Genomic DNA, 21,577 nt, shown 5'->3' with positions numbered 1-21,577 from the left:
AAAGAAAAAATATTTATGTCATTTATATCAAGAAAAGAAAGATTCTATATTTCAAGCGTTTTCCCCGGATCAAAGAGGGCTCAGCCCGCTGGCTTTGCCTGGTATCTCATCCGAACAGGAAAACAAACCGGCAGTCTGCATGGAAACCGCCGGAACTTCTTAGGCAAAATCCTTTTGAAAAAGAGGATTCCTGTAGTTTCGCACAAACAAATCCTCATACTTTTAGATGATAATACACTGACCGGAAAATGTCAACCAAGAGCCGGAATAATTTCTGAAAAAAGGGTAAAAACGGCGCTTTCTCCAAAGAGAAAGCGCCGTAAAATGAAATTTAATTTCAAGTGACGTACGGCAGCGGATCCACCCGCGAGCCATTGACATAAATTTCAAAATGACAATGCGCTCCGGTCGAATTTCCGGTGCTGCCCACAAGAGCGATTGTTTCGCCCTGGTTCACCTTTTGCCCGACAGAGACCAGCAGCTCACTGCAATGCGCATAAAGTGTCTGCATCCCGTTTCCATGGTTGATGATCACGCGATAGCCGTAGCTTCCAGAATATCCCGCCGCTGTCACTGTTCCGCTGTCGGAGGCAACAATCGGCTTGCCGTATGCGCTTCCTCCCGAAATATCCAGAGCCGCGTGGAAGGAACCCCATCTATATTCATAGTACGTTGTAATCACATGGAGCGAAGGACAGGGCCAGATAAAGTTGCCTGTACCGATACCGGAGTTCTTCGGACGTTCCTTGGTTCCAGTAACCACCACCCGATCCACAGCGGGCGTCAGGACCGTTGTGGAGACATTTTCTCTTGAAATCTCAACACCGTTCACATAGGTAACGCGGTCGACACATTCCTGCACACCCTTGCTTCCCTCTGTGATCACCTCACTGTAATCGGTATACTGGGAGTCGTCTGTCTGCGTGATAGTCTTATACGGCAGTGCCTCCTGATACGTCTCCGTTTTAACAATCTGCACTTCCAGGCGCGATACCGCTGTTTGGAGGGTGAGCACATCTCCAATGTGGAGCATTCCATCCGCCACACCGGCATTGAGACTGTCAAGCTCCTCCAAAGACATATTATTTTTCTGCGCGATATCAATGGCCGTATCGCCTTCCTGCACCACATAAGTTACAGCCTTCTGAGAGGTTGCGGTAAGCTCACTTTCCATCTCCTGAGAGCTGATGACCGTTGAGGTGGGAAACAATCCCGTTACACTGTCTACCGTCTGTGCAAAGACAGCGGTGGCGTCCTCGTCATCCCCCTTCGCCTCATCCAGAATCCCTTCCAGAATATGGCTGAGATCGGCGCTGCTCTTGACCGCGCCAATCAGCTCACCGTCAATATACAGGCCCGTCGCTTCCTCAATGATTCCATTCGACTGCTCAATGATCTTATTGCAGACTGCGTCAGCCACTGTATAGCTTTCACTGTCGGAAACCGTGAGGGAAAACACAGGTGTCAGGGCCATGCTTTCATTCTGTTCGGATGCGTCGTGAACCATACGCTGGCTCACCATCTCTGTTGCCTGCTCAAACACCTTCTCATTTTCAATTGTACCAATCATCTCACCGTTGTAAGTGAGATTCAGGCCGAATTCAAGAGAATTCCAGTAGCGCACCGTTGCCAGCAAAACACAAACCGCTGCAACCGGAGCCGCGATATTCAAAAAAGTACACCAGATATTCCGATGACGGATTACGCCCTTCCCCGCTACAGAGAAGGATTCCTTCACCACAGGCAGAGCACCCTTTTCCTTCGCACTTTTCAAACGTTTCCTCGCAATGGAAAAGCCCTCCCGCACAGAACGCAGTTCTTTGCGAAGTTTTCCTATCCAGCGTCCGCCTGTGGCCTGCCAGACGCGGGACAAAAAGCGTCCGACGGGACGCAGAAAACGGGCTGTCCGTCTTTTCCAGCGCTTGAGAATCCGCATTGACTGAATGCCGACCAAATATAACATGCGCGACAGACGCACCAGCCTGGCAGTTCCTTTTTTCTGAGACAAATCCTTTCGCTCCCTTCTCCTTATCGGAAAACAGGCTTTCCGATACAGGGGCCTTCCTGCATTCAATAAAGTTACAGCTTTGTAATCAATGTATTTATCATATTACAAAGATTACACTCTTGCAACCCTTTTCAAAATTATTTAACATTTTCCCTACCATCTCGGCATGCACAATCTGAAATCTGGTAAAAAGCTGGAAAAAGCAAAATGGTATGCGCCTCTATCCATCAACAAAAATTTTGCATAAAAAGGTTGACAACAGGATTAGAATATGATATTCTAATGCACGTAAGTTAGTTAAAGCTAACCAACTTACACAGCCAGCGAATTCTATTCGCTTTTTTCTTTTCCATGTGGTTAGTTAAAACTAACAAAGGAGGCAGCCTATGCGTCCATCATTTGAAGAGACACTCGTTTCCCATGCAGCGCCAGTCTTAGCGGGGATCAAGCCTGCCGCCCTGCTTTCCTTTTCCAGGAAAGCATACCCTCAGCTTCCCTCGATCGCACGGGCATACTCCCGCCGTTTTCAAGCAGAGGGCCTTATATTTGAAACTGTCTGCCGCTGCAGCCAGCACTTTCTTCTGCTTGTCTACAGACCCCGGCTTTTGAAGCAGCGGTTGGAAGAAAACGAAGTGCGCGGCTGCCTGACCCGGTTTGGCTATCCGCAGGATTCTCTTTCCCGGATCCTGCACCATCTTCGCCGCCGTCTGCGGCAAACAAACGGCTTTCCGCATGAAATTGGACTGTTTCTGGGATATCCCCCGCGCGATGTTCTCGCATTTCTGGGAGAAATTCCCGCGCCGTGCCTGCTGTGCGGCTATTGGAAGGTCTACTTCAACGTGGAGGAGGCCAAGCAGCTGTTCGCGCAATACGATCACTGCCGCGAAGCCTATTGCAAGGCCTATCAGGAAGGGCACACCGTTTCCCAGCTTCTCAGTCTGCCTCTTTTCGCAGCATAAGTGAAAAATCTTTTAAAACAACAGGAGGTTTTGTATGAATCAGATTGCTGTCATTTATTGGTCCGGTACCGGCAACACAGAAAGCATGGCACATTCCGTAGCGGATGGCATTGCGAAGGTTGGAAAGGAAGCCGTACTGAAACAGGTATCGGAAATCTCTGCGGCTGATGCGGCCGCATATGAAGCTCTGGCTCTCGGCTGCCCCGCAATGGGCGACGAAGTGCTGGAAGAAGGGGAATTCGAACCCTTTTTCTCCGATCTGGAAGCAAGCCTTTCCGGCAAAAAGATCGCCCTGTTTGGCTCCTACGGCTGGGGCGATGGCCAATGGATGCGTGACTGGCAGGACCGCGTGATCGCCGCAGGGGCCGCCCTGTGCGGCGGTGAGGGTCTCATCGTTCAGAACGCACCTGACGGCGACGGGATTTCCCAGTGTGAAGAACTCGGCGCCGCTCTGGCCGGAATGTAATCCCTTTTCTCTTTTGATTGTATCCTCGCGGCTCCCCGCCGGATGGCTGCCGGTTGCAGGTTTTTTGTTGCCGTCCGGGCCGCGATTTTGATCTCTTTCCTCCCTCCATAATAGCCGCCGCTCCCGGATGGGAAGCGGCAAAAAGCAGGCAGACGCTTTTAGGTGTCTGCCTGCTTTTTATATCCATATCTTTCTCCTGTTTCAGGAAACCATCGAAACAGCTATAATTCAAGCATTTTCGTAGAGGACGGCCAGATCCTCCTGTGTCAGTGTCCAGCTGGAATCCACACACAGAATCCGTTCGTTCCCAACCAGAAGCCAGCTCTCGTCTCCATCCGAATGGGAAAAATGATATACTTTGTCCACAGGCAGGGAACCGGCAGCCTCTTCCCTCCACGATACAGCGTCATCGGTTAAAAGCTGATCCACACACCAGGGAGAAAGAGCGGACAAATGCGGTTCATAGACCCGATAGAAAAGGAAATCTTCTCCCGGATGCATCTCATACTGGCGTACATTCTGGAACGACAGCAGCGGAGAGGTACTGCCATCCCAAAGATCGTCCCAGCTGTTGCCTGACGGAACACTGGCAAGAGACTCCGCGCGGACAATTTGGCGCGGTTCCGACGGCGCCTGGCGCAGCCATCCCGTGGCAAACGACATCACAACACCCACCGCAAGCGCCATCCCCACATCCACCAGAATCACAGCGGTACGGTTCCCCCAGCGGGAAACTCCTTCCTGACGCAGCTGCCGCCGCAGAGAACCCAGAGCCGCGATCATAACGAGAATACAGGAAGCATACAGAAGAAAATAAGCGGCTGGGCCTCCCTGTCCAGAAGCAAAGGCTCCTATGATATAAACCGCCAGCAGCAGCAAAACCAGCACCAGAAAAGCGTTGTCAAACCGATAGCAGAACCGGCTGGCAGCACACAGACCGCCATGCGCCACAGAACGCGCCGATCGCAGGACCCACACACCGTAGACCAGCAGATGCACCACAACCATGACAAACGCAAGCGAAGTCACGCACACAGAAAACAGCGAGTCCGGTTCACTGAAAAAAGCAACCGCTCTCGAGCCCCGGATCGATACAAGGGAAATGAAAATCCACAGCAAGAGAAGAAGTAAAACGCCCAGAGGAAGCAGATAGGATTTGCGCAGAGAGCGCCGGATCGCCCGCAGGCGAACCGATTCGTCCGTTTCAAGCGGAACGGGATCTGCCTGATCGGTGCGGTAAATCTGCATCTGGGTCCAATCGCACACCTTCTCCCAGCCCGCTTCTTCACAATACTCGTCCAGCGTGCGGGAAGCTGGGGTAACCTCGGGATCAAATGCCGAAAGCTCCGGCAGATAGGTCACAGCATAGGATGTTTCACGCGGATCTTCACGGCGATATTTCCAGAAGAAATTTCCCACCTGCTCAAGCTGCCAGCCACGCCGCGCCATCCGTTCCAAATGCTCCTCCACCGCCTGATATTCAAACAGCTGATACGATTCTATCCGATACTTATATTGTTTTTCTTTCATTGCTCTCCCTCCTTCCGCATCCATCGCCGGTAATCCTCCACGCGGGCGCACAATCTGCCGTATTCCTCCTCCAGCAGCCTTTGCCCCTTTTCCGTCAAACGATAGCTCCGCTTTCTTCCGATTGCCGCCATTTCCTCAATCATGCCATCGTGCAGAAATTGATCCAACAGGTGATAGAGCGTACCGGGTCCCACAGTCACGCGTCCCCCTGTGACAGCTGACACTTCTTCCATCACATCCGCTCCACAGCGCTCCTCCCGCAGACTGAGCAAAATATAAAACATCTGCTCCGTCAGCGTCTGGAATTTTTCCCTCGGCACCTGCTCCACCCTCTTTCCACACACTTTTTGACCGGCGCACCCCGCCCACCCTGAAAACCGTTTCCGTCGGCTCCTTACACAAGCGGAACCTGTACGGCACAATATCGAATATCGTTATTTCTATCTTTACTATATCATCGAATATCGATATTGTCAAGCAAAAAAGAGGATCCCCGAAGCCAAAGCCTTGGGGATCCTCTTCATCAGGATTCCATTTCTATCGCTTTCGTATCCTTTGCTTCCTTTTCCTGTTTCTTACCAAACCGCTGCACCAGACCAATCAACTGGCCGGAGAGCGCCACTGTCAAAAGCGAGCACAAAAGCCGCTCCAGCGGGATATAACTGATGGAAAGCAAAAGAACAATCAGGTCGGTGATCAGATATGCCCATTGAATGTTCCAGTGTGTCAGATGGGAAATCACCATCGCGAGGGCGTCATCCCCTCCCGGCGCACCTCCCGCGCGCACACTCAGCCCGACGCCAAAGCCGACAAACACCGCGCCAAGCACAGCAGCCAGCCAGGGAAGCTCCGCAAGCTGAGGCCATAAGGGAGGAAACTGCTCAAAGACGGCATAAAACAGAGAAAAGCCGCCGCCCGCTACCGCGGAGGTGATCAGGAAATCCTTCCCCAACAGCTTCCATCCCGCCGCGTAACACAGGATGTTCATCACCAATCCTGAAACAGCCGGCGAGAGGCGGAACCAGTGCTGCAAAAGCAGCGTCATACCAAGAACGCCGCCCTCAGTAACATTCGAGAGCGCATGGACATTGTACAGGCCGAAGGCAAGAATCGCGCTGCCCAAAAGAGCCTGCGCGTAGCGCTTCAGCTTACCGGGGGTAAACACAATAACACATCCTTTCCCCCTCATCTTACCATACAGTAAAAATTTTGACAAGGGGGGAAGACGCTCTGCAATCAGGAGGTCTTTTTCGCGCTCATTTTTGCAAACTCTTCCAGACTTTGCCCTTTCAGCACACGTTCCAGCATTTCCGGCAAACGCTCCGGCGTACAGGCAAAGCAGGGAATTTCCATGGCAGCAATTCTTTGTGCTGTCTGCGCGTCGTAGTAGGGCTTGCCGCCGTCCGCAATCGCCAACAGCGTAACCACCGTCACACCCGACAGCTTGAGTTCCTCCAGACGGCGCAGCAAAGCGGCGCGGTTTCCTCCTTCCTCCAGATCGGAGATGAGGAAAAAGATGGTTTTCGCAGGTTCCTGCACCAGCCCCTGACAGTAAGCAATGGACTTTGCAATATCCGTGCCGCCCCCCATCTGGAAACCAAACAGCAGATCCACCGGATCCGCGCACAGCGGCGTGAGATCCATGATCTGTGTGTCAAACGCCACCACATGAGTCTGCACAGCTGTCATGGAAGCCAAAATACAGGCCATCACCGAGGAATACAGGATGGATTCCCCCATGGAGCCGCTTTGGTCGATATCCAAAATGATGTTCCAGCGGTTGATACGGCTGGAACGGTCGAAAAACCATACCTTTTCCGGGATCACAACGCCAAGATCCGAATTATAATGGCGCAGGTTCCGCTGGATGGTACGGGGAAAATCAATCGCAGCGGCGGAGGGCAGCGGAGAATGTGCGCGCCGGTTGAGAGCAGCCGTCACCGCCCGGCGCAAATCCTGCTCCAAAAGCCGGTTGATCTCCTCCACAATTTTCCGAATAAAGCGGCGGGCCGATTCCTTTGATTTCTGGGGAATCTGATCCTTGAGCATAAGCAGAGTGGAAGCCAGATTCAGATCCGGCTCCAAACCGTCCAGCAGTTCCGGCTCCAGCAAAAGCTGCTTGAGCCCCTTGCGCTCCACGGCATCGTTCTGCACCACCGCCACCATTTCCGGATCAAACAGACTGCGCAGATCGCCCAGCCACTTGGAAATATGCGGGGCGGACGGGCCATGCCCCGCACCGCTGCGCTGGCCGAAGCTTTCATCGGGACCGCCATAAATGGCGGAAAGCGCGCTGTCCATCAGCATGGCTTCCTGCGAAAGCGGAGACGCGCCCATTCCCTCAAAAGATTGCTGGCTCTCAGTACCGAGAATCAAACGCCAGCGGGTCTTTGGATCGTTCCATTCCATTTGCGTCCCCCCTCAAATATCGTCAAAATCAAACTCATCCAATCCGCTGAGCGTCTCCTGTTCCTCATGGGTCAGCTCCTGCATCACCTGCTCCGCGGACTCTCCGCTGTTCACTCCCCAGATCTCCCCTAGGTTCTCCGCGATATCATTCTTTTCGGCCGGCGTGAAATCCGCAAAGGCACGCCGCAGAAACACCAAAGCACGGCGGAATTCTTTGTCGTCCAGCGTACCCAGATAGCTGTCCAGATACTGCCACAGCGACAGCCGGGCGATCAGCGCGTAGCGATTTTTGGAGGCAAGTCCTTCAAACCAGCCCGCTCCCAGATCGGCGGGTACGCCGGGAGACAGTCTGCGAGATACCTCCCGGGCCAGCAGCTCCTCGTCCGCCTTTCCCCGTTCCAACAGAGTAGCCATGGCAAAGCCGGAGCAGCGCGTGTTGAGATCGTCCCGATCGGAAATTCTGCCGAGCAGCTCCAACCAAGGCGTTTCATCCAAAAAATCATGGTGCAGCGGAAGCTGATTCACCCGATCCATCGCTGCCGTCACCACAGGCGCCGTTTTGGCATCGCATTGGCAAGCTTCTTCCATGGTCAGACAGGCTCTCAAATAGAGCTGCCGAAGCAGCGGAATCACCGGCGCAGTGTCAAAGCGGCGTAAATCGCCGTACCGTACCACAAGAGACAGGCTTTGCGCTGTCTCCGCCACCTCGCTGATCGCGGCGGCATCCACAGAAAGCGTTTGCAGCAGCTCCAGCGCATGACGGGCGGCGGAGGGCATCCCGCACAAAAACGCATCCTGGAAAATCGAGGCTGCGTCACGGATGCTTGTGCTTTTTTCTCCGCGCTCTTTCAGGGCAAACGCAGCTGCTCCCTCGATCGTATCTCCCAGCAGCGCAGATTCCACGATCTCGATCTCCACCTCCGGTGTCCAGTGAAGCTGCCAGTATTCTCCCCAGTTTGCCCCCTCCTGACGGGAAGGGAGCAGAGTGGCAAAGGAGATCCCCAACACCCGCAGACGGTGCAGGAAGAAGGAACGGCGCAGATCCAGAATCGCTGTGGCGGGATCTTTGATATTCAGCCTCTCGCGCAGATCCAAATCCAGATTTTGCAGTTCCACCGTCCGATATTTTTCCAGACGCAATTCCTTGATCTGCCGGTAAAAATCCTCCTGCACGGAGGTGCGGCTCACTCCCTCGGGAAGAGTTCCGATTCTGCGGCCGATTTCCGTCTCTGCCACGGCCACGGCGAGCTCGGAAAAGGCGCCGTGACCCATCGTGGTCACAGCGGCGTCGCGCAAATCCTGAAGGCAGGGGTACCGGCTTCCCCGCATGGCGCACAGTGTCCCGGCCAGACGCACCGCCTCAATCACCTCGGCAGAGGAAACCAGATTTCCCGCCTTCCGGTGCGCGGCAGCCAGGCTGACCAGGTACCGTCCGGCCAAGCCTGCGAGATCTCCCCGGTTCCGTTCCTCCCACAGCAGTTCAAAATAAGCCGGAGCCTTGTTTCCCGCCCCGTACCCGGAACGGGTGGAGAGCCGGTAATAGGAATAGGGCATCAGCGTGGAGGCGCTGTCCGTTCTGGGAAGCGTCCGTTCTTCCTCCTCCGTCATCACGGGGCCTTCCCGCAATCCTGCTACATGGAACGCACCGCAGACACAGAAGATCTTCTCCTCCGGTACACCGCTTTCCACGGCTTTTTGGATCACCCGCCTCATATAGGCTTCCCGCACCAGCGTCTCGGCGGTGCGCAGAGGATGATCCCGTGCTGTTTCCCGAAGCTGCTCTCCAAACATCTGAAAAGCTGCACTGGACTCCTGCCAGCCCTCGATCTGCTCGAAATTCCGCTCCCAGAAGGTATCGTGATCCTCCCCCGTCATTGTTTCGAGCTGTCGGTATACCCACTCTGTATCCTCCTGTACATTTGGCTCCGATGGTTCGGGGTTCTCCCCCGGTTCCGGCTCCCCTGTCTCCTCCGACTCCCGGGCTTCCTCCTGTTCTGCATCAACCGTTTCCTTCGCTCCTTCTTCCAGAGCCAGAAACACATCGGAGGGAAGATCCATGAACCGGCATTCCACCCGATGCTCGTGCGCCCAAAGAATCGCCTGAATCTCCGGCGAATAGCAGGCAAAAGGATACAGAATGGTACGAACAGGCGGCTTTTTGGTATAAGCAAGGATCGCCGCGGGAAACTGCGTTTGCGGGTGGCATAGCCAGTGCATCTGATCGTTGAGGTCGCTTGGCCCTTCCACCAGGACAAGCTGAGGCTGGTGTGCGTCAAGAGCCTGCCGCAGACAATAAGCCGCGGAGGGGGATAAATGGCGCACACCAAACAGCACCGGCCCGCCCATCACGGATTCAGCTCCCGGCAGGCGCGGTATAGGGGAAGCCAGGCGCTGCCCCGCTTTTTCATCACATTTTCCAGATATTCTTTCCAGGAAACCTTGTCCTTTTCCTCGTCCTTGACAATCGCGCCCTGTAAGGCGGCGGCCAGATCCTCGCCGTCAATCTCACCGCTGCCGAAGCTTCCTGCCAGCGCCATGGAGTTTGCAAGCAGGGAGATTGCCTCCGCCGTAGAGAGAACGCCGCTCGTCCCTTTGAGCTTCTGTTTGCCGTCCAGCGTTGCGCCGGAACGCAGCTCGCGGAAAATCGTAACCACTTTCTCCACGGTATCCTTATCCGGCTGTTTCGCATTCAGATCCAGTCCGGCGGAAAGCTGTGCCACACGGGTGCGTACGATCTCCATCTCCGTCTCCATATCGGACGGCGTGGGAAGCACCACGATGTTAAAGCGGCGCTTGAGCGCGGCAGACATTTCATTGACACCCTTATCCCTTGTGTTTGCCGTGGCAATTACAGAAAATCCCTTTTCAGCCGGAACCTCCAATCCCAGCTCCGGTACGCTCAGCCGCTTTTCGGACAATATCGAGATCAGCGCGTCCTGCACCTCGCTGGCACAGCGGGAAATCTCCTCCAAACGCGCGATCGAACCGGTTTCCATAGCGCGGTAGATGGGGCTTTTCACCATGGCTTCCAGGCTCGGCCCCTTCGCGATCAGCATGGCATAATTCCAGGAATAGCGGATCTGCTCCTCGGTGGTGCCTGCCGTTCCCTGCACAACCTTGGTGGAATCGCCGTTCACCGCTGCCGCCAAATGCTCACTGAGCCAGGATTTCGCCGTGCCGGGCTCTCCGATCAGAAGCAGCGCCCGATCCGTAACCAGGGTAGCGATGGCAATCTCAACCAGGCGGCGGTTGCCCATGTATTTCGGTGTAATGTCCACGCCCTTGACGGACACGCCGCCCGTAATATAGGTCAGCACCGAGCGGGGCGACATCCTCCAACCGGTGGGGACCGCATCCTGCTCCGCCGCAATCAGCGCTTCCAGTTCCCGCTGGAACAGCTCCTCCGCGGGAAGGCGCTGTACATTTTTTTCAGCCATTTTCTTTTCCTCCTTCTTTCAGCTTCCGCTCGTTTCTTCTCCGGATGCTTGGTTTTCCCATTCATGAATACGGGCCGCCGCCATATTTTCTTCCCAATAGTTGTGCCGCAGCTTGATCTTTTTCTCCCGCACCAGATGATCCATCTTCCGAAGCTGGGCTGCCTTTTCCTTCGGAGGAACCGGCAGAGTGTTCAGCAGCATCATGCATTCCGGAAACGAAACCTGTCCCTGCTTGAGAAAATACTGTACCACAAAATTCTCCCAACGCTCCCAGCCCAAAGCGCTCAGAATCCGAATCCATTCTGCCGCGCTGTAAACGCTCAGGGTGCTTATCGCCTCCTGGTATACATAGGGAACCACCAGCCTGGAAAGCCCCGGAATTTCCTGCCGATCGGAGAGCACGGCTGCCAGAGCATCGTCCATATCCTTTCCAAGCTGCGCCAGAAGCTCAAACCAGCGCACATCCAGACAGGGAACGGGAACACCCATCTCCATTTCCCATTCGTTTCTCAAAGACGCTCTGACCATGAACCGATAACCATTCTCCTCCCGGTTCCATTTCACACGCATCAGGACATAGCGGATAAAAGAAAGCGCTTCTTCCTGCACCGTCTTTTTGAGAAACTCCCGCTTGAAAAGACGCTCTTTTGCCCACTCATAGCTCTCCGCGCTGTCTTTTATGAGAAGCTGTGCGGCAAAAGCGGGAACCAGATACGCCCCGCCCTCACGCTCATACAGCTCCACAGCCAAATCGCACAGCTCACGATCACCCCGGCCCATCACGGTCATCGCAAGCACATAGGGCAGCGACACCGCAAAAGGCGGCTGGGACGAATTAGAAGGAGAAGCCGTATAAAAGATCAGATCGCGCAAAGGATCGATGCCGGGCTTTTTCTTTTTTTCCTCCGGCTCTCCAAACAGCTCAACCGCCTCGCGGTAAATATCCGCGATCCCCGGCCCTGTTTTTCCAATCAATGCAAGAAGCAAGGCCCGGAAGCGCTCATTCCGCTGGGAATCGGAAAGCTTTTTGCCGGTGTGCACAGTCTTTATCTGTTCCTGCGCAATCGCCGCCGTCAACCGGCTCGCCATGGCCGTTTTTTCTCCCAGCAGATAAGTAAATGCCTGCACCGGATTCTTTTTCCCCAGCACGCGGAAATACTCCTCCACCTCCGGCGTTTCCTGCTTCACCAGAATCTCATGGGCACAATCCCTGCTTTCCCCTCTTTTTTCCGTCTGACACAATTCCAGAAGAAGCTGCGTGTTATGAGAATCATGGCGCAAAGCCCGAATCAGTTCTGTGCGCACTTCTTTTTTAGCCTGTGGAAGCTGAGCGAGATAAAAATCATTTTCTTTCTCACCTGCCAGCTGCTGGATCAGGCGTACCCGCCGGACCATTCCGCCTTTTCCTTCCGGATCAAATCCCTCTTTCAAAAGCGGGATCATTTTATCTCCCTGCTCTTTCAGGATCTCCGCATTTTGATCGGCCATATCCGCATAGCCATCCCCCAGACCTTCGATCAAAGCAGGCAAAACGCGGTAATCGGAAAAATACTCCGGATGTTCCTTCCAGGCATTCGCCACCAGGGAAAACCGTCCGCTGCCGGTTCCTTTGAGCGCCTCCAAAAGCGGATGGAGCTGTCCATAGGAGAGAACGCACAGACTTCCTACACCGTCCGACGCAAGAGGTGTCAGTTCCCCTTCGCCTCCTGTGCTTCCCTGTGTATAAACAACAGCATCTACCAGAGCGAGAACATCGAGCAGCGCTCCACCCCGTTTTTCCTGCGGAGTGGAAAAGAGCGCGTCCACTCCCGCAGTGATTTTACCAAATACCGGACTGGCAGCGGCCAACGGGGTCAGCGATTCCCTTGCGCGTTTCAGACGGAAATCCTCGTCCAAAAGGCCCGTGCCCGCCACAGCGGCATGTTCCAGACGATCCTTGAGATCAAACAATGGCTGCAAATTCATCTTTTCGCCCTCCTCAATACAGCAAACGGACAATCTGCGAACACGTCACGACGCTGTACGGATGCAGGCAGAGCGACCGATCGCTCTCCTCATAAAACAGCAGGCCAAACAGCGCGGCACCCGCCGGAATACCGCCTGGAACCTTGGCAAGCCGTGCAGTGCAGGCGTGATCCTCTCCGTCTTCCGTGCGATCCCGCAGGACAATCCGTCCTCCGGCGGGATCCTCCAGTACCAACTGCTCTCCCACCATTCCTACGCGACCAACGGGAACCAGAACGGGGACATATTTGGGCAGAAGTGTATTCTTAATCTGCGATTTGGTCAGCTTCACCGCCGCAGCCAAATCCGGATGTGCCAAAGAGAGAAGCTTCGCGCGATCCTCCTGCGTGACAGGCGATGACGCGCCACTTTCCCAGCGGATACGGCGGCATCCCTCACCAGGGTAGTAATACAGTGTGGGAATCTCCATGCGATCAAAAAAGCTGCCTTCGGATTTCACATATTTCAGCGCCTTGTACGGACGCAGGTTCAACGTCTGATCCACGCGGCCCGTATCGAGATCGATCCAGAAAGCCCGTTCCACAAACTCTCGCCGCGCTTCATCCCCGGACACATCAAAAGAAAGCTGCACCAGCCGGGCATTTTCCTTATAGGATCCGATGGCGTGCAGATCCTCCAAACGCCACACGCCCCCCAGTGCTTCAAACAGGACAGAATCCTCGGCGGAATACTGGCCTGCTTCCAGCTTATTTTGTAAAAAGCTTCTCCCTTTCTTGATGGTGGAAAGCAGCGCAATCAGGATCCGCAGCGCTTCGGCATACGCTCCCTCCGCCTGCTCCGGCGACTGCTGGATTTCCCGCACCGCCAGCGCAATACGGGAAAAAGCAATCTGCGGTCCCGTCAGATAATAGTTCCCCAGATCTTTTGCCAGCTTCTCATAGGTTTGCGCGGAGCTGCCGGCCATACTGGCAAGACCGGTATTCAAAAGCTCCTCCGCCATCTTTTCCGCCATGTCCAGCCCTTCCAGCTGGCGGGCCAACCGCTTGGCCTGCGCCGCTGTATTGGTTTTTTTCGGCTTTTTGGGCTCTTGCGCAGCAGCCTCCTTTTTGGCCGCTCTCGCCGCCTGTTTTTCCCGCTTTTCCACAATATCCTGCGGGATCTCAGCAGTCTCAAAGTTTTTTCCCGATAACTGCTCAAACATCAGCCCCAGTGCGTGCTTACACGGAAACTGGCGGCTGGGACAGGAACACCGGCAAATCGGGGAATCCGGGTTGGCCCAGTCAATCGAAACACGGTATGGTGTTTTGCCGCTTCCTGCACACTCTCCCCAGCAAACGGACCCATCCTCCGAGCGGTGCAGACCGAAGAATTTCCCTCCGCGGGAAAGTTTGCGCCCATTTTCCGCTGCCGCGGGATTCGGGGCCTGACGCAGAATAAATTGCTCAGTAAGTTCCATAAAGCACCTTCCTTTGCAGAAACTTGTCCATATTTTATTATAAAAAAACAAAAATCGCAACCACAAATTTTATCAGAATGCCGGAGATTTCACCGGTTCGTGCCTCCCAAAGAACTGCAAGCTGAAAACATTGCGGAAAGTTCCTTCTTATGATAAAATAGTAGCAGGACAAACTCTATGAAACACTGTCTGAACGGCTTGTTCTTCGCTGCTTCGGATAAAAGAAATCACCCGCTCATAAAATGAAAATACTGCACTGCAAAACGAAGGAGGGATTCTGTGACCGCTCTTTTACTGCTGGCGGCCATCGTCATTTTTGCCTGTGTTCTGGGGAATCGTGTTTCTCAACGGTTCGGCGTTCCGACGCTGCTGGCCTTTATCCTGCTTGGCATGCTGTTTGGTACAGACGGTCTGCTGCGCATTGATTTCGATAACTACCAAATCGCGGAGGATGTCTGTTCCGCTGCTCTGATTGGCATTATGTTTTACGGCGGCTTCGGCACCAGCTGGCAGGAGGCTCGGCCAATCGCGGTGCGGGCTTCTCTGCTCTCGTCTCTCGGTGTTGTGCTGACCTCTCTGTTAACCGGTCTGTTTTGCCGGTATGTCCTGCATTTTTCTATGCTGGAAGGAATGCTGATCGGAGCCATTCTCGGCTCCACCGACGCAGCTTCCGTGTTTTCCATCCTGCGTTCCAAACGTCTCAATCTGAAAGGCGGGACAGCCTCTCTCCTGGAGGTAGAAAGTGGATCCAACGATCCTTTTGCCTACATGATGACCATTATCCTCCTCTCCGCCATGCAGGGGGAAGGGCTTTCGTTGGAAAACATCATATGGACTGCCGGAACCCAGTTGATTCTGGGATTGCTGTTCGGTGTGGTGATTGGGAAGCTCGGCACCCTTCTATTGCGCCGCTTTCCTTTCGGCAGCGGCGGGCTGGATGCCGCCTGCCTGCTGGCGCTGGCTCTCCTCTCTTATGCTGTACCTACGATGCTGGGAGGAAACGGCTATCTTTCCGCATACCTGGCCGGACTCCTGCTGGGCAACGCGGATTTGCCGGGACAGCGCGGCCTGGTTCATTTCTTTGACGCCACCACCGGCCTGATGCAAATGTTGATCTTTTTCCTGCTTGGCCTTCTCAGCTTTCCCTCCCGCCTGCCGCAGGTTCTCCCTATTGCGCTGCCCATCGCCTTGTTTCTGACCTTCGCGGCACGCCCCGGCGCTGTTTTCCTTCTCCTCTCCCCATTCCGGTGTCCAGTACGACAGCAGCTTCTTGTTTCCTGGGCTGGGCTGCGCGGTGCGGCCTCCATCGTGTTTGCGATTTTAGCCGTCAACTCCCCTGCCGTTGTGCAAAATGATATCTACCACATTGTATTCGCTGTTGTCCTCCTGTCCATTGCCTTCCAGGGGACGCTCCTTCCAGCCGCCGCCCGCCGGCTGGACATGATCGGTACCGGAGAGGATGTCATGCGGACATTCAGCGACTATGCTTCGGAAACCGAAGTGGAGTTTATCCAGCTCAACATTACTCCCGGCCACCCTTGGGAGGGCAAAACCTTACGAGAGCTGGCGCTGCCTTCCGGCCTGCTCTGTGTGATGATCCTGCGTGGAGAGGATCCGCTCACCCCCCGAGGGAAAACGATCCTGCGCGCCGGAGATTCCGCTGTGCTCTGTGCCGCCTCGTTTGCCGGACAGGAGGAGGGTATCACACTCTCCGAATTCCCCTTGACAGAGGGGCATCCCTGGGTCGAAAAACGAATCAACAATCTGGGACTTCCTTCCCATGAACTGATTGTTCTTATTCGCCGGGGTGCAAAAGCCTTTGTACCAAACGGCGGCACTCTGCTGAAAAGCGGAGATCGGATCGTGGTGGGAAAAAGCTGAGCCAGGGCGCATTTCGCGCCCTGGCTCAGTTAAAAATATCAAAACACTATGGAGTCCGGTCCGGACACAATGCATCCGTTTCATGAATCTCTTCCAAGGCTGCACGCACCGCAGCGATCACGAAAGCAGAGAAAGTACAATTTTTGCCTTGAATTGCCTTTTCCACCTCTTCCACCACATCGCTTGGGAAGCGGATTGTTTTGTTGACAGTAGGCGGTGTGGATGGTATCTGAAATCTGCTCATCGAATTTTCCTCGCAATACATTTGTATTGCAATTAGTTTATATCAGCCTTTTTTAAAAGTATGCATTGCAAATGCAATGCATACTTGGTGTCATGGAATAGAGGTGATACCAATGAAAGAATTCTGTTTGGATTGCTGGAATAAGCTCACAGGCTCTGAATACAATCCACTGTGCTTCCTTTTCTCCGAAGAGCCTGATTTTTGTGAGGAGTGTGGAGAATGGAAACCAGTGATCGTTTGTTTTAAGAGGCGATGCCGTATAGTGGAATGGTTTCACGAGAAATTCAGCGACTTTTCCAGGTAAGCAGTTATAAGAAAATCCTTTCTCCCGGCAGCTAAGCTATATGTGTGATACAACCACTCATCCTGTTTTCCCTTGACAGGATGAAAGCCAAAAGAATCTCCACAGCATCACGCCATAGAGATTCTTTTAAAAATTCTTGATAAAATGGATATCTGTCTTAAGTGCGAGCGATTAGGCAAATAAAAAGACCGAATCCGGAACGCAAATTGCGTCCAGATTCGGTCTGGGAAGAGTTGACAAAATAGATACCCGCTACAAACACGAGCGCTAAAGCAAAATAAAAACTGAGTCTGGGACATCGCAACACTATAGATGCCACAGTCTTCGCCCATTCGCAAGCTACCGGTATATTATATTTTTTACTCCATTGGAGATAGTTCTCCGCTATGAGCCTCCAGAGCTTCAATGCGGTGATCCTGCGTTAAGATCTCCATCTGGCTGATAGCAATGGCATTAAGCTTTGACAGCCGCTCGGCCTGAGACATTCCTTCGCCAATGAATACAGCATTCAAGTTTTCCAAATTGGACAGGCAGACCAACTGAGAAACATTGGCGTAGTCGCGGATATTTCCTTTCAGGTCCGGATTTATGGCACTGTATTGGGCTGCGGCGATGGCCAGAATGAGCTTCTGAGCGGCATCCTCATCGATTGGCTGTTGGTCCATCACGGTATCCAATTCCCTTTGCAACGCCTGCTCTGGGATTGGGGGCAAATGTTCCAGCTCTGGAAGCGTGATGCGTTCCGATGATATAATCAGACCATTGAGCAGGTTCAGTACCTGCTGTTCCATCTGCTTTGTGGCGGTATGGCCGCTGAGCCGGCGCAGGAGCTTTTGCGCTTCTGTTTTTTGTGCAGGAGCTTGTTTCGCACTCCGCTTTTCAAGGACTCTATTCAGTGTCTCCTGGTCGGTAATAGCGGGATAACCACCTCTGCCGGTGTAGCGATGATCCTCCAAAATACGGGCGACCATGTTTTTGTTCCATAGCTTCCCCTCGTCATAAGGAATTGGCTGTTCCCGCAGCTGGGCCACTAATATGTTAAATGAGGCACCAGAAAGGTACTGTTGGAAGATATACTCCACCAGCTTTGCTTCTTGGGTGTGGAGACAACCTCTCCCATTTCCACCCGATACCCAAAGGGTTGCTTTCGAATGCCCATTACCGTACCGTCCTCTCTATGGCCTCGGCCAGCTCTAATCCGTTTTTCAGGCAGAAGCGGAGCTGCACATTGCTGTCCACGATGATTTTTTCAACGAGTTCACCGAACAGCTCCACATCGAAGCAGTCAAGGAAATCTGGCCCTGCATCCAATATTTCCATCAGTTCCCGCGTTTGGGTGATGGTGCTATCGCCGTCAGCGACCAGCAGGCGTTCCTTTTTCAGCTTTACAGTACGGATCTGTTCGGTCAGCTCATTGTTCTGGGATATAAAAATGTCAGGATCAATGAGGCCCTGCTGTTTCAGCGTGGCCAGCATCTGATTCTGACTGGTCAATTCGGATATTTATTTATTGAGTTCAATGACATCCAAGCTCCATAGCATTCGACGGTTGCGAATCGTCTGGAGCGAGGTAAGCATTTCAGAGAGGATGACTTCGCCGTGTATCTTGAGGTTGTAGTACAATCGCAGGAATGCCTCGCGAATCTCGGCATCAAGCACTTGTGTGACAGGACAGCTTCGAATGTCTTCATTGTGCTTTCTGCAGCTCCAGAAAACTTTCCCATGGCTGACTTTTTTCGAAAGGATGTTCCGCATTGACCGCAGAATACTTTTTGATCAAATGGGGATCTATTTTTGGGGCATGATTCTCGTTTTGCGCGTTGCTCAAGAAGCATTTGAACTGCGTCAAATTCTTCTTTTGTAATAATTGCTGGGTGCGTTGCCTGTGCATAGTACATTTCTTTTTTACCACGGTTTCGTACCATCACCGGAGGAAACGCATCTGTCATATATGTTTTTTGCCATAGCGAATCACCGACATATCGCTCGTTGGAGAGCATATATCGTATGGAGGTTTTATGCCAGATGATTTCGGCATTGTCCTTCCGCTTTGGTATTCCTATGCGATTTAACGATGCCGCAATCTTTGCCATATTGATACCAGCAAGGTAATCCCTGAAAATTCTGCGGACGACTTTGGCTTCTTCCTCATCAATTACAATCTGGCGATTGCAAATTCTGTATCCGTATGGAACAGAGGACGGAAGGAATGTCCCGCTTTGCATCCTTCTCTGGTAGCTCCATCGTATGTTACCAGAGATGGACTCGCTTTCGGCCTGAGCGAAGGATGCGATCAGAGCAGTCATCATTTCGCCGAACATGGTTGCGGTGTCAATGTTCTCTTTTTCGAAGCACACCCCAACCCCCAGCGATTTCAGCTCTCGAATCGCCTCCAGACATTCCTTGCTATTGCGGGCAAATCGGGAGATGGACTTTACCAGCACTCGGTCAATCAGACCTCTGCGGCAGTCTTCAAGGAGTCGCTGGAAGTCCTCACGCTTCTCGGCTGATGTGCCGGTGATGCCTTCATCGGCATATATGTCCACCATGCTCCAATTTTCCTTGCTGGAAATCAGGCTGGTGTAGTACTGGTTTTGTGCGGCGAAGGAGTTGAGCTGGTCATCCGAAGCCGAACTGACACGGGCGTAGGCAGCGACCCGCAGTTTCACATTCTTTGGTTTTTCCGTAGCCTCGATGGTTATGACCCTATACTTTTTTCCCTGCAGCGCCATGCTGTCGTCCGTCATTCGCTTTTCTGCCATGTCAGTTCACCTCCTTTGGCAACACAAACAATACCACAACACCCTTGAAATAGCTATTGAAAAGAGCAACAATTCAGAAGGAAATAACAATGCTGGCGCCGGTCTGTGCGGCAATTCGGGACAATATCTTCCGGGCCTCTTTTTCTGTTGCTTTCTTCTGCGCTACCAACGAACGGAGCGGCTGGATAACGCCGCACAAATCAATATTTTCCATCACGATCCCTCACTTTCCTATACTGCTTTTGATAGCAGAAATATGGGAACCAATCAGGGAGCCTTGGAGACGGGGGCTTGAGGCAATGAAAGGATGGCGGATGTTTCAGATATCTTGAAAAGGAGGTAGATAAAAGCCTATAACCGATTCCCATATTTCTATTATCAAAGGAAACAGAAGGCCGCCCCCAAAGGTCAGGAGAGCACGCATAGGCTCCAAGTCTAGAGCGACCTTCTGTTCTTTGACAATAGCTTTATTTGCCTGTATTCGACACTACTTCCCCAGGCAGGGCAACAACTTGAACTGTGTTGGTGCACATCATGAGACTCTCACCTCTCCGAGCTGCGTAAACAGAAGTATCATTATAGGCTGACGGGATCGTGGCGAAACAGCGTGCCAAGACTGTTTTGGCCTAAGTGGGTATCGCTCTGCACCTTATATGGCCATCCTTTGATGCGGAGTGCTCCGCACAGGTGGTCTTCGCGCACTCGGCCTGACGCTCTCTCCATCAGCTAATGTATTCAAGTTGCCGGATATGACCGCTGATAGGACGGTGTTTTTCAAAGTTCAATGAGATGTTTTGATCTCACAAAGATTGTAACTCCGTGAGTATTCTTCCAACAGAAACAGAATGGAAAGTTCCCCAACCCAAAATGGAAAGTTTTTAGAGAGATGCCTCCAATTCAGACAGAAGAGAAATGGCCATCCGCAGTCCGCGCTTTTGTTCCTTTGCAAAATCTCCTTTTCCCACCAAGAGATAACCCAGAGAAACCGCAAAGAATTCTGCAAATTCTACAGCCAGTTCGACCGGGCCAGTTTGTTTACCATTTTCGATTTTCGCTATGTAGGGAGTGCTGACATTCATCTTCTCTGCCAGTTGCTCCTGTGTGAACCCACGCTTTTTCCGTAAGCTTCTGATCCGTGAACCATAGTCGTCTCTATTAAAGCACATAGTGAATTCCTCCGTTTTCTAAAATTTGGGTTTGAGCCAAATTTCAGAGCGGATGTCCACGGCAACTGCAGATACACTTACAGACAAAGAAAGAAGGGATGCTTATGCAAATAAATGCAAAAGCACCCCCATCGGAGAAAGTGTTGGTTTCAAAATAGCAACCCCTGTAATTCAGATGTCGAACTCTTGCTCAATCAATCTAAATTATGGGGGTCATTTGGCCCATTGGAGGGCTGTCACACATTCCTTTGGAGATATCAATACCAATGCCGTTCATTCACAATCCCCCAATACAAAATGTCCGCAGTTTCTATCGATAATACTGCTGAGTGATGGGATCGATCTGTTGGCCGTAGTAGGTGAAGCGGTTGGGAATCGCCTCCTCCTTGACCGTGATTTTGCCCCATGCGTCATACCCATAGTGGTTCTGGACATTGCCGTTTTCATCAACGATATGGGTCGTTGACCCCATCTCGTCGCTGGCATAGTGGTAGTACGTCCGGGCGCTCTCGCTACTGCGGGCGATCAGCTCTGTGGAACGGATGAGACGGGTCAGACCGGTGCTGTCCTCCTCGGTGACAACCTCACGCTCCTGGTTGAAGATAAACTGCACAAGGTTCCCGTTTTCTTCCATCTCATACCGCAGGCCCTCCGCGTCGTAGCGGTTCACCTGTACATTGCCGTCAAAGGTTTCCACCCTGGTGGTGCGGTTGAAGGCGTCGTAGCTGTATCGGGCCTTGTCGTCCACCAGAAGGTTACCGGCGTTGTCGTACTGGAACATCGTCGTTACGCCGTTTTTCGTATAGGCCATCAGGCGGTTGCGGGGGTCGTACCGGTACAGCTCCTCCTCCCCGGCCACCAGCCGTCGGGTACGGTTACCTGCCCTGTCGTAGAACAGTTCCTCAGTATAGGAGGGATACTCCACCTTATTCAGTTGGTTCAGCGGGTCATAGTGGTAAAGGGTCTCACCTCCCAGCTGACGTTTCAAAG

At 52.9% G+C, this 21,577-nt stretch carries 20 protein-coding genes; 4 read left to right on the top strand and 16 right to left on the bottom strand.

Annotated features, from left to right (window positions below; all coding sequences use genetic code 11):
* The first annotated feature begins 15 nt into the window (after positions 1 to 15).
* Complete coding sequence (locus tag B5F35_RS13355; protein WP_087241769.1) at positions 16 to 345, top strand: hypothetical protein; 330 nt, start codon at positions 16 to 18, stop codon at positions 343 to 345.
* On the opposite strand, the gene B5F35_RS13350 is transcribed toward B5F35_RS13355, so the two are convergent.
* Complete coding sequence (locus B5F35_RS13350; RefSeq protein ID WP_087241767.1) at positions 338 to 2,008, bottom strand: M23 family metallopeptidase; 1,671 nt, start codon at positions 2,006 to 2,008, stop codon at positions 338 to 340. The two genes, B5F35_RS13355 and B5F35_RS13350, sit on opposite strands and share 8 nt — an antisense overlap.
* A 386-nt stretch (positions 2,009 to 2,394) precedes the next feature.
* Here B5F35_RS13350 and B5F35_RS13345 point away from each other — a divergent pair, with 386 nt between their 5' ends.
* On the top strand, positions 2,395 to 2,967 hold the full coding sequence (locus B5F35_RS13345) for a DUF3793 family protein (protein ID WP_087241765.1): 573 nt from the start codon (positions 2,395 to 2,397) through the stop codon (positions 2,965 to 2,967).
* Positions 2,968 to 3,001: 34 nt separating this feature from the next.
* Positions 3,002 to 3,433 carry a flavodoxin gene (locus tag B5F35_RS13340; RefSeq protein WP_087241763.1) on the top strand — a complete coding sequence of 144 codons (432 nt, stop codon included), beginning with the start codon at positions 3,002 to 3,004 and terminating at the stop codon, positions 3,431 to 3,433.
* A 228-nt stretch (positions 3,434 to 3,661) separates the two neighbouring features.
* On the opposite strand, the gene B5F35_RS13335 is transcribed toward B5F35_RS13340, so the two are convergent.
* From B5F35_RS13335 to B5F35_RS13300, 8 genes are all read right to left on the bottom strand, one after another.
* Entirely contained in the window at positions 3,662 to 4,963 is a 1,302-nt protein-coding gene (locus tag B5F35_RS13335; RefSeq protein WP_162611426.1) for a DUF2812 domain-containing protein, read from the bottom strand.
* Entirely contained in the window at positions 4,960 to 5,283 is a 324-nt protein-coding gene (locus tag B5F35_RS13330) for a PadR family transcriptional regulator (RefSeq protein ID WP_087241807.1), read from the bottom strand. Before B5F35_RS13330 ends, B5F35_RS13335 begins: the two co-directional genes overlap by 4 nt.
* Before the next feature lie 203 nt (positions 5,284 to 5,486).
* Positions 5,487 to 6,128 carry a YitT family protein gene (locus B5F35_RS13325; RefSeq protein ID WP_242969529.1) on the bottom strand — a complete coding sequence of 214 codons (642 nt, stop codon included), beginning with the start codon at positions 6,126 to 6,128 and terminating at the stop codon, positions 5,487 to 5,489.
* A gap of 71 nt (positions 6,129 to 6,199) precedes the next feature.
* On the bottom strand, positions 6,200 to 7,372 hold the full coding sequence (locus B5F35_RS13320) for a VWA domain-containing protein (protein ID WP_087241757.1): 1,173 nt from the start codon (positions 7,370 to 7,372) through the stop codon (positions 6,200 to 6,202).
* Positions 7,373 to 7,384: 12 nt separating this feature from the next.
* On the bottom strand, positions 7,385 to 9,718 hold the full coding sequence (locus tag B5F35_RS13315; RefSeq protein WP_087241755.1) for a DUF5682 family protein: 2,334 nt from the start codon (positions 9,716 to 9,718) through the stop codon (positions 7,385 to 7,387).
* Entirely contained in the window at positions 9,718 to 10,809 is a 1,092-nt protein-coding gene (locus B5F35_RS13310; RefSeq protein WP_087241753.1) for an AAA family ATPase, read from the bottom strand. Before B5F35_RS13310 ends, B5F35_RS13315 begins: the two co-directional genes overlap by 1 nt.
* Before the next feature lie 18 nt (positions 10,810 to 10,827).
* Positions 10,828 to 12,774, bottom strand: coding sequence for a hypothetical protein (locus B5F35_RS13305; RefSeq protein ID WP_087241751.1), 1,947 nt, complete (start codon positions 12,772 to 12,774; stop codon positions 10,828 to 10,830).
* 13 nt (positions 12,775 to 12,787) lie between these two features.
* Positions 12,788 to 14,230: an SWIM zinc finger family protein gene (locus B5F35_RS13300; protein WP_087241749.1), complete on the bottom strand. Its 1,443-nt coding sequence runs from the start codon at positions 14,228 to 14,230 to the stop codon at positions 12,788 to 12,790.
* Between the two features lie 279 nt (positions 14,231 to 14,509).
* Between B5F35_RS13300 and B5F35_RS13295 the strand changes: the two genes are divergently transcribed.
* Entirely contained in the window at positions 14,510 to 16,111 is a 1,602-nt protein-coding gene (locus B5F35_RS13295) for a potassium/proton antiporter (RefSeq protein WP_087241748.1), read from the top strand.
* 46 nt (positions 16,112 to 16,157) lie between these two features.
* Here the strand turns inward: B5F35_RS13295 and B5F35_RS13290 are convergent, their stop codons facing one another.
* The 7 genes from B5F35_RS13290 to B5F35_RS18755 form a co-directional block, all read right to left on the bottom strand.
* Positions 16,158 to 16,355 carry a YlcI/YnfO family protein gene (locus B5F35_RS13290; RefSeq protein WP_087241746.1) on the bottom strand — a complete coding sequence of 66 codons (198 nt, stop codon included), beginning with the start codon at positions 16,353 to 16,355 and terminating at the stop codon, positions 16,158 to 16,160.
* A gap of 663 nt (positions 16,356 to 17,018) precedes the next feature.
* Entirely contained in the window at positions 17,019 to 17,744 is a 726-nt protein-coding gene (locus tag B5F35_RS19525; protein WP_330396272.1) for a recombinase family protein, read from the bottom strand.
* 73 nt (positions 17,745 to 17,817) lie between these two features.
* Positions 17,818 to 18,153: a hypothetical protein gene (locus B5F35_RS19270; protein ID WP_242969528.1), complete on the bottom strand. Its 336-nt coding sequence runs from the start codon at positions 18,151 to 18,153 to the stop codon at positions 17,818 to 17,820.
* A complete protein-coding gene (locus tag B5F35_RS13280) occupies positions 18,150 to 19,421 on the bottom strand; it encodes a recombinase family protein (protein WP_242969527.1) in 1,272 nt (423 codons plus the stop codon). The genes B5F35_RS19270 and B5F35_RS13280 overlap by 4 nt, the downstream gene beginning before the upstream one ends.
* Positions 19,422 to 19,494: 73 nt before the next feature.
* The gene (locus B5F35_RS18760) at positions 19,495 to 19,635 is read right to left on the bottom strand and encodes a hypothetical protein (RefSeq protein WP_162611425.1); all 141 of its coding nucleotides are present in this window, start codon (positions 19,633 to 19,635) and stop codon (positions 19,495 to 19,497) included.
* A gap of 664 nt (positions 19,636 to 20,299) precedes the next feature.
* Entirely contained in the window at positions 20,300 to 20,587 is a 288-nt protein-coding gene (relB, locus tag B5F35_RS13275; RefSeq protein ID WP_087241742.1) for a type II toxin-antitoxin system RelB family anti-toxin, read from the bottom strand.
* Between the two features lie 310 nt (positions 20,588 to 20,897).
* A partial coding sequence (locus B5F35_RS18755) for an RHS repeat-associated core domain-containing protein (protein WP_087241740.1) occupies positions 20,898 to 21,577 on the bottom strand: 680 nt, incomplete at its 5' end.

It is taken from the genome of Anaeromassilibacillus sp. An200 (genome assembly GCF_002160025.1).
GTDB lineage: Bacteria > Bacillota > Clostridia > Oscillospirales > Acutalibacteraceae > Caccousia > Caccousia stercoris.
This window is presented reverse-complemented; position numbering and strand designations above follow the sequence as displayed.